Annotated in this window: 3 protein-coding genes; all 3 read right to left on the bottom strand. The window is 44.3% G+C overall.

Annotation, left to right across the window (positions count from 1 at the left end; genetic code table 11):
* Positions 1-11 precede the first annotated feature (11 nt).
* Genes MHI16_RS03720 through MHI16_RS03710 form a run of 3 tightly spaced genes read right to left on the bottom strand, consistent with a single transcriptional unit; the run spans position 12 to position 14,647 of the window.
* On the bottom strand, positions 12-1,019 hold the full coding sequence (locus MHI16_RS03720) for a phosphotransferase enzyme family protein (RefSeq protein WP_342498097.1): 1,008 nt from the start codon (positions 1,017-1,019) through the stop codon (positions 12-14).
* Positions 1,012-7,422 carry an HAD-IIIC family phosphatase gene (locus MHI16_RS03715; RefSeq protein ID WP_342498096.1) on the bottom strand — a complete coding sequence of 2,137 codons (6,411 nt, stop codon included), beginning with the start codon at positions 7,420-7,422 and terminating at the stop codon, positions 1,012-1,014. The genes MHI16_RS03720 and MHI16_RS03715 overlap by 8 nt, the downstream gene beginning before the upstream one ends.
* Complete coding sequence (locus MHI16_RS03710) at positions 7,415-14,647, bottom strand: SDR family NAD(P)-dependent oxidoreductase (RefSeq protein WP_342498095.1); 7,233 nt, start codon at positions 14,645-14,647, stop codon at positions 7,415-7,417. The genes MHI16_RS03715 and MHI16_RS03710 overlap by 8 nt, the downstream gene beginning before the upstream one ends.
* Positions 14,648-14,659: the final 12 nt, after the last annotated feature.

Below are 14,659 nucleotides of genomic sequence, written 5' to 3'. Positions count from 1 at the left end.
GGATTTTGATGTTAAGATTGACTTAGCTTTGTAAAGTCAAACGTTGTAATCGGCGCTGCTTGCTCAATGTCAGAGCGGAAGCTAGCGAGCATGGCCTTCTCTTCTTCTCCGATGGTAGCCAAATCAAATGCTTGATGCAGCAAGCCATAGATCAGCACGTGACGTAAGCGAAGGAAGTCAGGAATGTAGGCAAGCCACTCATCCCCAAGCTCATTCTCTTCACGATAGCCTTTAAGGAACTGCTTCATAAAGTTTCCTGCAAAAGCTGCTTTGTCTTCGTATGGAATGACTGGGTACCACAACACATTGTATAGCAAAATGCTAATATCATTCATAAACCAATTGTACCCGATATCATCGAAATCAAAGGTCGTAATTTTGCCTTGATCCCAGTGGAAGTTTCCGTGATGAAGATCCGCATGAACCAATCCGTACGTATCCTGATTTTTCGGAAGCTTTGACAGCTTTTCCATCAACCGATCCGCTTGTTCGAACACAAGCGTCTGATCGGCTGGTACATACTTACGTAATTTAAGCTGCTCCTCTTCATCCCACTCTTGTCTTTTATATCGCGGGTTTGACAGCTGATAGCTTTTTGTCAGTTTATGCATGCGGCCTGTGTACTGTCCAAGCGCATAAAATAATTCATCATTCCAGTCTGCCTCTTCGACTTTATGGCCTGGTGCTTTTTCATAGACTCGCAGCAAAAATGAACCGCCTTGCCCATCGTCTACTTGCTCGATATCACGGCCATTTAATGAAGCAATTGGTTTTGCAACCGAAAGTCCGCCCTTCGCTAAGTGATGGAGCCATTCCATTTCACCTAAAATATAATCAGGTGATCTGCGGATGGTATGGGTAATTTTTAAAATGAAAGACTCTCCGTCTTTTTTAAGTTCATACACATAGTTTTCTGCATCTGCGATAAAGTGGATATCACTTCGCTGGACTCCGTATAAATGAGTGGCCTCATCTAAAATTTTTGATTCTTCATATATGGCTTTTACATCTTTATGCATGCTGATTCTCCCTCTTCATATATTTTGCTAATTCTCGAATGGTGTGTTTTTCAGCAAAATTCAAATCATCAACATACCAACCCTTCTTTTCAATCTCTACTTCCATTTTGACAGCAAGTAAAGAATTTCCTCCCAAATCGAAAAAGTCGTTGTCAATTCCTACTTTTTCCACATGAAGAATGTCACACCAAATTTCAAGAAGCAATGCCTCGCGTTCATTAGTTGGCTGTGCGTAAAGTCCTTGATCCTGCGTTAGTTCTGTCTTTAATAATGATCGAAGACCTTCTTGATCATGTACCTTAAGGGCTTTTACATAACCGCTGTGCAGCGTTTGATCTGTTTGAACCGTTTCCCATGTGTAACCTTCAGAAGCTGAATGACTTACTGTCTCCACCCTTTGACCCTCTATTTCTTCAGCTGGGTGCTGACGAGGTGACAGGTGGTCAACAATCTGAATGTGATCACTTAGTGAACCGATTTCTTCCACTTGTATACGGTATGTTTGCTGCTCCTCAATCTCCTGCATCTTGTTTTCTTTCATAAATGACTTGAACAGCTCATTACGTCCAGTCGATGCAAATGTGAATTCAATAGCAGAAATCTGGTGCTGACGGCTATACTCAGCGAGCCATGTCAGACATTTTTGCTCAATCCCTTTCCCTAGCGCACGGCAGCTTAGCATCCATGCATCGATGATCAAGGTGTCGCCTGCATGATGAGCCAAGATCGCCCCTACAATTCCTTCATGACTAAAGCGATCCGCTGACTCAATAATCCAGCCCTGAACACGCTCATTTTCCAATCGCTCTCTCAGCTGCTGTTCATCAAAGCGCTGATCATTTAAGCGGAATTGGTTAATGCGGCTGCTCATTTGCGCCACGCGGGCAAGGTGCTTTTCTTCCCACTCTGTTACACTCATGTTCAAATTCAAATCTTGTAAAAATTGCTCCATAGACGGCGATTCTGCTTGCTCTTTTTGACGAGCTTTTTCAGCCTTGTAGCTCGTTGTTCGCCCTCTATCTTCATCTGTAATATCATAGCGGTCGAATGCCCAAGCATGCTGGGCGAATAATGGAATCGCTTTTTCATTGGCAGGTAACAGCAGGGTCATCACTTCAGGCAGCTCTTCATTCATACGCAAGCACTGAGCAGGATCATCGTCTAAGAAAATAAACTGAGATAATGAAAGATTCAGTGAATCTGCCATCTCTTTGAGATGTGCCGGTTTACTTTCCCAATTGATCCGCCAGTCGACAATATCGTCTTTTTGCAAGATCATATCTGGGTGGTTTTCAAACACGCGCCACACATCTTCTTCATTATTCCTGCTGCTTAAGACAAGCAAGAGACCTTCTTTTTGCTTTTGTTTTAAAAAGCGCTGAAGCATTTGATGTTCTGGCGTAATATCGATGCCTTCTATACCGTCTTCTGAAACGACACCTCTCCAAAGCGTGTGATCACAATCAATGGCTGCTACCTTAAATGGTGCACCTTGCCATGCAATGAACTCACGTGCGACTTTTGTTCCGATGGCTCCACAAAAGACTTCTGTGAATGGGAGATGTGCGGCTTGCTCTCCTTTTGCATCAAAGATGTCATTCATCTGATATTGCTGCGCAAGCTGACGGCAATCAATCAATTGAACACCGTCTATCTCAGATAATTGAGTAATCCACTCTTGTTCCACATCTTGCAGCGTGTCTTTAAGAGCAGCACTTATCGGCAGAATCCCAACAAAATATAGGTTATGTTTCGTTTTTGATTTCAGAACGCTTGCAAGTTCTTCAGCATGCTCTGCAGCCTGTTTTTTCTTTTCTTCCAGTGAAAGATGAGCTGGGCCTGTAATATCCTCTAAACGAATGAGCAGAAGGTTCGCACCGTTTTTCTTCTGTGAGATAAGGCTGCGCTCATTTAATAATTCCTGATATACCTGCCCATACGGTGCAAATTGAACATCCAGCTGCACGTCAAACTGTTTGGTCCAGTACTGAATGTAAGGTGCGATCGGATCTGCTGTAAATGTCGAGCTGACCGTTAGTACGAGCGGTGCTTTTTCCTCTGCACGCTCCCTTTTCTCCTTTGCTGCCTGTTCTTCTTCCTGTGAAAGAACAGCGAAATCCTTGAGCAATTGATCAGGTGTTTGAACAGCCTGTTCGACCAAGTGCTCGAAGTGCTTGACGAACGCTTGCATTGTCTCATGTTTAAACAGTGCAAGATTGTATTGAAGGACGCACTTTAACTCACCTGTTACTTCTCTAACAACATCCATTTTCATATCGAGTTTGGAAATTCCCTTTGCAAACTCATGTGTTTCAAATGTTAGTCCATCGGCTTCGATTTTAATATTCGGATCGTACTCATTATGGTAAATGAGCATTGTATCAAAAAATGGATTGCGATGCGGTCTTGTTTTTGGATTCAGATGCTCGACCATTTGATCAAATGGGTACTCTTGATGGTCATACGCATCCAGCAGCACTTGCTTTGTCTGCGCCAGTTGCTCTGTAAAGGTTGCGTCTTGTACCATGTCTAGTTTAATAGGCAGGAAGTTTGTGAACATGCCAATTGTATGCTCAATATCTGCATGACGCCGTCCAGCCACAAGTGACCCGACAATCAGCTCCTCTTGATCTGCATAACGTGAGAGCAGCAGTCCATAGAGCTGGAACAAGATGACGTTATTTGTCAGCTGATACTGTTCAGCAAGCTGTTCAATTTTCTCCACGATGTGCGGTTCAATGTTGAATTTGATCGCTCTTCCTAAGAAGGATTGTTCCTTCCGTTCAAAATCATATGGCATTGTCAAAGTTGGCACATTTGAGCCAATTTGCTGCTTCCAATAATCCTGCTGCTTTTGGAACATCTCGCTGCGGAAATATTTGTCTTGCCATTCTGCATAATCTTTATATTGAACAGTGAGTTCCGGCAAGGTTTCCCCTCGATAGAGCTCAGTAAATTCTTTAATAAAGATGTTCATGCTCGCTCCATCCGCCACAATATTATGCATATCGACTAATAAGAGGTGATCATGTGCTGCTATTTTCACAAAACGCACACGGATCAATGGTGCAGCCTTTAAGTCAAATGGACGAATGAATTCATCGATTTGTGCTTCTAATCCTTCTTCATCAGCCTCTGTCAATTCAACAGCAAACTGGAAGTCATCATGGACCCGCTGAACCGGTTCACCATCTTTTAATTCAAAGGTCGTTCGCAAGGTTTCATGACGATCAATTAATTGCTTGAAGGTCTGCTCAAAGCGCTCGACGTCAATTTCCCCTTTACATCTTAGTGCCATCGGCATGTTGTATGAGGTCACTTGACCAATACGCTGATGAATGAGGAATGTCCGTCTTTGAGCAGCAGATAATGGATACGTGTCTTTCTTTTCGACTGGTTCAATCTTGAAATATTGATGCTTCTCAGCCTTCTCGATGAATGCTTGGAGCTTTTCAATCGTCGGATTGTTAAACATATCTGTGAGCGTTAGCTCTACACCAAACTCTTTGTGAATTTGAGAAATGAGACCGGTGGCATTTAACGAATGTCCCCCAAGCTCAAAGAAATGGTCGTCTCTTTCCACCTTTTCAATTCCTAAAATGTCTTTCCACATCCGCTGTAACGTTGCCTCAATGTCATTCGATGCGGCGGCATGGACTTGATTGTTTTCTTCTATTTCCTGTGTCTTGTTTTCCTTTGGCACCACCATTTGCACACCTAAAGATGAAGATAATGCAGCTGTATCTACCTTTTCAATCCAATATCGTTGTCGTTCAAACGGATAGGTTGGCAAGGATACTTTTTGATTTGATGTCTGATTTCGCAATCTTGTCCAGTCAACCGGCACCCCTTGAAGCCAGATGTCACCCAATCTTCCCAGCAGGTAGCGGTCGTCGGCTACCTCTTCTTTTGGATGACGCATTAATGGAATCGGCTGCTGATGATGTTCCTTTGAAGCTTGGCGAATAAAGGCACTTAACGTATTCCCTGGCCCGACTTCAACGAAAATAGGATCAAGCTCCGTTAATAATGTCTCCGCTCCATCACGGAAACGAACTGCTTGTCGCAAATGATCAGCCCAATATGCCGGGTCTTGCACTGCTTCATGGTCAATCCACGAACCTGTGACGTTAGAAATATACGGGATAGACGGCGCATTCAATTGATACTCGGCGACCTTTTCTTTAAATGATGGCAAGATGTCATCCATCATTTTAGAATGGAAAGCATGAGAGGTGTGAAGCTTTCTACACCCATGTTCAGCAGCCTCCAGCTTCTCAGCAAGTGCATCAATGGCTGCGGTCTCACCTGACACTACGCACAATTCAGGACCATTTACTGCTGCAAGTGAAAGTTCATCTGTTAAATATGACAGCACGTTCTGTTCACTCAAAGGAACGCTCAGCATAGAGCCTTTTGGAAGCTGGCTAATGAGCTGTCCGCGATAAGCCACAAGATCTACGGCATCTTCAACAGATAGTAAACCAGATACCGCAGCAGCCGTGTATTCTCCAATACTGTGGCCGATCAGTGCCTGCGGTTTGACGCCAAAATGAATCAGCAATTTAGCCAAAGCATATTCCACACTAAACAGAAGCGGCTGCGTGTATTCTGTTTGGTTGATCAGCTGACGATCATCACTTTCTTCTGTTGAAAACAAAAGACGAAATGGGTCAACTGAGACATGCTGTTTGAATTGATTCAAGCATTGATCCAGCGCTTCCTTAAAGACTGGATATTTGTCATAAAGCTGACGCCCCATGTCTACATACTGAGATCCTTGGCCTGGGAAAAGAAAGACGACTGGACGGCTCGATGTTTGGGAGCTGGCCGTCTTGACCACCTCTTTTGACCTTTGACTGAGCGCCTGTAGCATGTCAGCCGTGTTACTTCCAAGAATGACACGTTTATGCGGGAAATGATGGCGCCCTGTTTGCAGCGTATAGGCAACGTCACTTAGACGGACTTGCTGCTGATGCTGGAGTAAGTAGTCCGCAAGACGATCCGTCATTTTTTCAAGAGCTGCTGGTGTTTTGGCAGATAATAAAAGAAGTTCACTCTCCTCAGGGCTATCTGTTGCTACACGTGCAGCAGGTGCTTCTTCTAAAATGACATGAGCATTTGTTCCACCTATCCCAAATGAGCTTACACCTGCCCGGCGAGGAGATTCTTGCGTGCTCCATGGCGTCAAATCTGTGTTTACAACAAAAGGCGAATCGGCAAACTCAATTTTTTCATTTGGTGTTTCAAAATGAATGGTCGGCGGAATCACTTGATGCTTTAAGCTTAAAACGGTTTTAATAAAGCCCGCGACACCTGATGCATCATTCAAATGACCAACATTCGATTTGACAGAACCAATCCGGCAAAAGCCTTTTTTATCTGTATCAAATGCTTGCTTGAGCGCTTCAATTTCGATCGGATCTCCGAGGGTTGTCCCGGTTCCATGTGCTTCAATGTACGAAATGGTTTCAGGTTCCACCTCAGCCATTCGAAGTGCTGTCTTAATCGCTGAAACTTGACCTTTCGTACTTGGTGCTGTATATCCTACTTTTCTATTTCCGTCATTATTAATAGATGATCCTTTAATGACAGCATAAATGTGATCGCCGTCTTCAATGGCATCCTCTAAATTTTTTAAAATAACAGCACCTGCACCATCACCAAAAACGGTTCCATCGGCTTTGTTATCAAAAACGCGGCAATGTCCGTCAGATGAATGGATCATGCCTTCTTGATACAGATAGCCCGATTTTTGCGGCAGGCGAATGGACACGCCGCCTGCAACTGCCATATGACAGTCGCCGCTTAATAAAGCCTGAACGGCTAAATGAATCGACACCATCGAGGTCGAGCAGGCGGTTTGCACCACCATACTCGGTCCCTTCAGATTTAATTTATATGAAATCATCGTCGCTAAATAATCACGCATATTCAGAACGGCAGCTTCCAGTGTTTTCGAATCTTCACCTTGTGCCGCCCCTTGAAGTGCTCTCATGACCCATTCTGTATTGATCCCTGCACCTGTATAAAGACCGATTTGCCCTTTATATTCAAACGGATCGTACCCAGCGTCTTCAAGCGCCGTCCAAACACATTCATGAAACAGTCTAAACTGCGGGTCCATCATAGCCGCTTCCTTTGGTGTATAGTCAAAGAAATCTGCATCAAATAAATCCACATCATCTAGCATTCCTTTTGCTTTAACAAAACGGGGGTTTTTTAATAAAGCTTCATCTGTACCTTCACGCCGTAATTCTTCCTCTGTAAAAAAAGAAATTGTTTCTTTTCCCTTTTTCAGATTCTCCCAGTACTCATCTACATTTTTGGCCCCTGGAAAACGACCTGCAAGACCGATAACAGCAATTTCTGCGCCATGATAATGATTCGTTGTATCATTCATTCTCGATTCCGCCTCTCAATCTTTTATTCCGTTGCTGTTTAAAACGAGCTCTTCGATCACCTGAAGTGACGACGGCTAGTTCTTCTTCCATCGCTTCTTCCTTCGAGTCCTCAGAAGGCTGGATATATTTCGCAAGTTCTGCAACAGAAGGGTACGTAAACAAGGTCACAACCGCTTCATTTGTTTGAAGTGCTTGATTTAACCGATTGGTGACTTGAACAATATCCAGCGAGCTTGCGCCGAGATCAAAGAAATTGTCGTGAATGCCCACTTGTTCCATGCCCATAAAATCCTGCCATACTTGACAGATCGCTTTTTCAGTTTCATTTCGAGGCGCCACATATGGATTGCCCAGCTCTGGTCTTTCGTGCTTAGACACTTCATATGAATCCTCATCTGGTGCGGTCTTAGACTCTAGTGACAGCCATTGATCTATCCGTTCATCAAGATTTCCTGTGGACACGAGCATGTGTCGATTCTGCCGGTTAGACAGAACATACTGGAACAGCTCAGCACCCTCTTCTGGTAAAATCGCAAGCTCATTGATCGATTCACCAATTGTGGATTCTAGCTCACCCCAGAAATTCCATGCATCCCAGTTCACACACATCCACGGGGTTTGACTATGTTGATTAAGTCTAGCTGCAAATGCATCCATATATAAGTTAGCCGCTGAGTAAGCAGAGAATCCTAAGCCCCCAAGCAATGCACTAATGGAAGAAAAGAGAAGACAAAAGTCTGCTTGTTCTTGTTCCAGCAGCTGCTCTAGCACATCCAGCCCTTTCACCTTTGATTGGAATTGATCCTCTCCCTGCGCCAGTGTAGAAGGGATATCTTTGATGGCACGGAAGGATGTACTTCCTGGTAATCCTGCTGCATGGAATACACCATGAACGCCGCCATGCTTTTTGCGAATGGCATCAAATACACGTTTCATCTGATCAAGATCTCCTGCATTCGCCTGCACCGCTTCTACTGTTGCCCCTAATCGTTCGAGCTCAAGCACCTTTTCAATTCTCGTGCGCTGCGCTTCATCGGCATTTGCTTGTTGAACATATGACGCCCATTCATTTCTTGGCGGCAATGCCGTTCTTCCAGTTAAATAAAGATGTACATTTCCTTCCTTCGCCAGCATCTTTGACAGAACAAATCCGATACCACCTAAACCCCCTGTAATCAGATACACACCATTTGGCCTGATCATCTTCGGAAGTCCATCTTCTTTTTGTAGCGGCAAATGCTTGTAGCTCTCTACCCAGCGCTTTCGATGACGATACGCCACAAGCTGGTCCTTTCCAGGCTGCATGATTTCCTGCAAAATAAGATCGACAAGGACTTGTTCCTTCCAAGACATGACTTCTGGCACGTCTTCCACATCGATATTCCAGCACTTAATATGATGGTATTCCTGTGAAATGACTTTACATGGTCCAAGCATTGCACTTTTCTCTGCACATATCGTCTCATTGCCTGTGACTGGCTGAATTCCGCTAGTGATCGTAAACAGACGGCATTCTCGAATATTTTTTTGGGCAGCAATCGCTTGAGATAAGAAAATTAAACTGTAATAGCCTTTTTCAATGTGCGCCTGAAAAGCAGCTTGACGATTCGAGTTGTCATCTTCTTTCGCAGCTTCCCATAAATGCAGAATCCGCTGGATATTGATGCCTCTATTAGACAATGAATCTAGCATATTTCGGTAGTGCTGGCCTTCTGCCGGATTGATCGTAAACGAATCATCTTGCACTTGATAAGCTTCACCCTTTGTGACTGAAATGACCTTGATCCCTTTTTGCTTAAATGAATGGGTAAACAGTTCATGAAAAGCATCCTGTTCCCTGAAAATGAGCCACGTTTGTTCTTCTGTTTCTTTTTCGAAAACTGGTTTTAGCGGCTGCTGTTCCCATGAAGGCAGGTAGAACCATTCTTCCATCTCTTTCTTCTTCGTTTCCTTAGGGGCGGATAGCTGCGGAGACGCTGACTTTCCTGCTTCAATCCAATATCGTTTCCGCTCAAATGGATAGGTCGGCAGCGATACGAGCTGACGTTCCTCTTGAGTTGGATGTTGCTGCGCTTTGACCTCGTAGCCCCCTGCCCATAGCTCTCCTATTCTCTTTAAGAAATATGCATGGTCATCCGCTTGTTCTCTCGTATGCCTCACCATATTCAGGACATCATGATGTGACTCTTTGTTTTCATGACGTTTCGCTAATGCCGTCAAGCTGTTTCCAGGTCCAACTTCAATGAGTGCTCGTACTTCATCGGTTAACAGCTGAGATAGACCTTCATGAAAACGAACGGTTCCACGCAGGTGGTTCGTCCAATAAGATGCTGTCATCACATCTTCACTTGTCGCCCATGTGCCTGTGACATTCGATATAAACGGAATAACCGGCTCTTGCAATTCTACTTTTTCTACGATTTGTTGAAACGCCTCAAGCATCGGCTCCATCATGTAGGAATGAAAGGCATGAGAAGTATGGAGCTGTCTTGTGATAATTCCTTTGTCTTGCAGTTTCTTTTCAAATGCAGCGATATGCTCTTCTCTTCCAGAAACGACACAAAGGTCTTTTGCATTGACAGCAGCAACAGAAAGCGATTCATCGATCATCGAGACGAGTTCCGCCTCTGGTAATTGCACACTAAGCATCGCGCCTTTTTCCATGTCTTGCATTAATCTTCCTCTTGCCATCACGAGTGTTAATGCAGACTCGAGAGAAAAGACCCCTGACAAACAAGCGGCAACGTATTCGCCGATACTGTGTCCAATCATTGATTCTGGCTCAACACCGCTATGTTGAAGCAATTTGGCTAATGCATACTCAAATATAAAGAGGAGCGGCTGGGCATTTGACGTTTTTGTGATGTCTTCGTTCGTTTCATCCTCGGAAAAAACAATGCCCTTTAAATCCACTTGCTCCGTTTCCATTACATATTTAAAGCATCTATCTACTTCCCATTTGAACACTGGCTCTGCATCATATAACCCGCGCATCATACCAGCATACTGAGCGCCTTGACCTGAAAACATAAAGGTTGCTTTGCGCCATTTTTGGCTTCGGAACACACTCGTTTCAAGCTTTTTCTGCTGCATCCATTCATCAGCAGACGCGAGTACGATCGCTTTTCGGTATGGAAACTGCTTTCTGCCATACCGCAATGTATAAGCAATATCTTCAAGCGGAACTTGAGGATGCTGGATCACATACTGCTTTAATTGCTCTGTCATTTTCGCTAAAGCAGTATCTGTTTTAGCAGATAAGACGAGTAGCTGCTTTTGGGTAGAAGCTGGTTTTTGCTTCGCCTGTATGCCCTCTTCTATGATCATATGAGCGTTCGTTCCGCCGATACCAAAAGAGCTGACTCCCGCTCTTCTCGGACCATCTGCTTCCTTCCAATACAACACCTTTTGATTCACATAAAACGGTGTATCTTTGAAAGGAATTTCCTGATTGGGTGATTCATAATGAATGGTTGGCGGGATCGTTTTATGCTGGAGAGCCAAAATGGCTTTAAACAGACCTGCAATCCCTGCCGCACTATTTAAGTGTCCGACATTACTTTTCACAGAACCGATCGGAATCGTCAGCGGATCTGTCCCTTTGAACACTTGGCTAAGAGCGGATACCTCAATTGGATCTCCCATTTTTGTCCCCGTACCGTGAGCTTCTATATAACCGATAGACGCGGGATCGATACCTGATTTTTCATACGTTTCTTTTAAAACCTCTGCTTGTCCTTCCACACTCGGAGCGGTAAAACCAGCTTTTCGGCTGCCATCATTGTTCACACCAACCCCTTTGATGACCGCATGAATCGGGTTGCCGTCTCTCATCGCATCTTCATAACGTTTTAGTAGAACAATTCCTGCTCCATCTCCGAAAATGGTTCCGCTCGCCTCTTGGTCAAACGGACGGCAATGTCCATCTTTTGATTGAATCATCCCATCTTGATAGATGTAGCCGATATTTTCTGGAGAACTGACCGTCACACCGCCAGCCAGTGCGGCATCACATTCTTGATTCAATAATGCTTGACAGGCCATGCCTATGTTGACAAGTGAGGTCGAACAAGCTGTCTGCATGGTCACACTAGGCCCGTGCAAATTCAATTTATAAGAAAGCTGCGTACTAAAAAACTCACGATCATTTAACAGCATGGCGCTGAACTGCTCAGTTGCTTCCATTTGATGGGCAAAGCGCGTCAGCCACTCATGGTTTGGACTCGTTCCTGTATAAACGCCAATTTTCCCTGCTATTCGATCAGGGTCACAGCCAGCATCCTCCAGCGCTTCCCAAGCACATTCATGCAAGAGCCTGAACTGCGGATCCATTAGCTCTGCCTCTCTAGCAGAATAGTTAAAGAAGTCTGCATCAAAGCCTTCGATCTCTTGTAAACGACCTTTTGCTCCAATGAAATTCGGATGCTGGTAGACAGACGCATCCAGCCCTGCTTTCTTGAGCTCTTCTTCTGTGAAAAAGTGAATCATTTCCTCGCCATTCACAAGACGCTGCCAAAAGTCTTCTAGCGATGAAGCTCCTGGGAATCTTCCAGCCATTCCGACAATCGCAATATCCGTATGCTCTTGGGACGTGTTTTTTACTGGGCGAGAAGCAGGCGTTTGAACCTGTTCTGACTGTTCTTCAAATAAATATTCAGCAAGACTTGCCACTGTCGCAAACCGATACAATTGCACAGTGTCAATTTGCTTGTCGACGTGCTCAGATATTTTCGCTGCAAGCTGAGAAATATCAAGGGATGTCGCACCAAATTCAAAAAATGGCGATTCATCATCCATTTGATCAAACCCAAAATGAGTTTGCACAATGTCGTGAATCTCTTTTTGTAAAGAAGCGAGTGAAGCAAAGACACGCTGTTCATTCTGCGGCTTTTGCGGTTCAATGGCTGCCATCGTATTTGTTTGTGCAGAGAAATCGGTTTTATGAAATGGGTACCCAGGCAGCGGAATACGCTGCCTGTTCTTCTCATCTGTTAAAGGAAAGGCTAAGCCGACTCCTATTTCCCAAAGAACACCTGCGATTTGAAGCATGTCTCCATCAAGTGGTTCGGTTGTTTTTTCTACTCCCTTTTCAAATACAATCCCTTGTTTCATTGAAAGGTCAATGATCAAAGCTGGTGATTCTTGCTCAATCATTGGTGATTTTACAGGCTGATCCATATTAAGAAGACCTTTTGCAGACGATGGGTCGAAAGTGATTAGTTCCTCCCCGGTTTGCTGCAAGTAAACAGGCTGCTTTAGTGTCCTCTGAGGCAGGGAAGCCAGCCTTTGATTAACCGTCTCGGTGTCATGAAGATGATACACAATAGATACCACATCATTTAGCTCAAGGCCGCCTGCTGCATATAAAGCTGTCCAGACTCCGCTGCCTTCTCCAATCCAGCCATCTGGTTCAATTCCGATTGATCTTAGCATGTTGGCAAAAGCCGATGTCATGATCAGCATCGCCACTTCTGATTGACGGCTTTGTTTAGGATGGAACAGCTCATCTTTTTTGATAGGTACAGCGGGTTGGACAAGGCTTACGATTCGATCCACTTCTGTTTTGAAAGAAGGATCTTTCTCATACAGCTCGATGTAATCACGTAAACCTGACTCATGGTACCCCTTCAGCTTCATGTTGATCCGTTTATAAAGATGACTTTCTCTGCCTGCTGTCTCTTCATTCAGCAATTGCAGCTCCGCTAATAACTCTTCCCGCGTGGAACAGACAAACGCTTTTCGATATTTGAAAGCCTTTCTTCCACTTTGTAATGTATAAGCTGCTTCACCAAGTGAGAGATCAGGATGTGAGGAGACATATTCCTTTAAGTTTTTTGTCATGTTCTTCAGATCATGCGTTGATCTAGCTGAGAGCACAATTAATTCTTTGGACGAGGCCTTGCTGTTTGTTTTTCTCGGCTGTGCCTCTTCTAAGATGACATGAGCATTTGCTCCCCCTATACCAAAGGCACTGACTCCAGCTCTCCTTGGCAATTGAGATGTCTTCCACTCCTCTTTGTCTGTCCCAACATAAAATGGGGTTTGATCAAAAGAAATACGGTGATTCGGCTTCTCAAAGTGCGGCATCGGGGCAAATTGACGATGATGCAGCATCATGACTGTTTTGATAAAACCAGCTACGCCGCTTGCGGCATCTAAATGCCCAATATTGGCTTTGACTGATCCAATTCGGCAATAGCCTTGTTGATCTGTTTGAAAAGCACGAGTAAGCGCCTCAATCTCAATCGGATCTCCAACAGGCGTACCCGTTCCATGTGCTTCGATATAAGAAATCGTCTCTGGTTCTGTCTCAGCCATTTCTAACGCAGATTCAATAACACTTGCCTGTCCACTCACACTTGGGGCTGTATAGCCGACTTTATTACTTCCATCATTGTTCGTTGCAGATCCTTTTACGACAGCATAAATAAAATCTCCATCTTCTATCGCATCTTTTAATCGTTTTAGTGCAACAACGCCTGCACCTTCACCAAAAACGGTTCCTTTTGCTTTTTCATCAAACGGACGGCAATGACCATCAGGAGAATAAATCATTCCTTCTTGGTATTGATAGCCTGTGATTTGCGGCTGATGGAGTGTGACACCTCCTGCTAAAGCAAGGTCACATTCACCGCCGATTAATCCTTGGCAGGCCATATGGATCGCAACAAGCGATGTGGAGCAAGCCGTTTGCACCGATACGCTTGGACCTTTTAGATTTAATTTATAGGCAATTCGAGAAGCAAAGGATGGGTCATTGAGATGCATGATTTGAAACACATCTTCGTTCTTTGCAAGTGACGACATATGCTGCCCCATCCACGATAGATTGCTAGATGCCCCAGCATAAAGACCAATTAAACCTTCGTATTGCTCAGGTTCATAGCCTGCATCCTCAAGCGCATGCCATGTGCATTCATGCATCAATCGAATTTGCGGGTCCATAATCGATGCCTCTCGCGGAGAGTAGCCAAAAAAGTCTGCATCAAATGATGATGCCTGTTTTAAATATGGCTTTGCCTTGACATAATCAGAACGTTTTAGCAGCGTCTCATCTACACCCGCTGCCTTTAATTCTTCATCAGTGAAAAACGTAACGGATTCTTTCCCTTGCGACACATTTTCCCAAAACGCTTGCACATTCGGTGCCCCAGGAAATGTACCTGCTAATCCTACAACTGCAATTTCAAGTCCAGATTCGCTCCATTGCTCTTGATCAGACATACGCTGCATTTC

The organism is Bacillus sp. FSL K6-0923 (genome assembly GCF_038630825.1).
In the GTDB taxonomy this organism is placed as follows: domain Bacteria; phylum Bacillota; class Bacilli; order Bacillales; family Bacillaceae; genus Bacillus; species Bacillus pumilus.
The sequence above is the reverse complement of the archived record's forward strand: the minus strand, read 5'-3'. Positions and strand labels throughout refer to the sequence as shown.

Excerpts from the sequence above, each read along its gene's own strand:
- MHI16_RS03720 (WP_342498097.1), bottom strand. The coding sequence starts at position 1,019 with ATGCATAAAGATGTAAAAGCCATATATGAAGAATCAAAAATTTTAGAT.
- MHI16_RS03715 (WP_342498096.1), bottom strand. The coding sequence starts at position 7,422 with ATGAATGATACAACGAATCATTATCATGGCGCAGAAATTGCTGTTATC.
- MHI16_RS03710 (WP_342498095.1), bottom strand. The coding sequence starts at position 14,647 with ATGTCTGATCAAGAGCAATGGAGCGAATCTGGACTTGAAATTGCAGTT.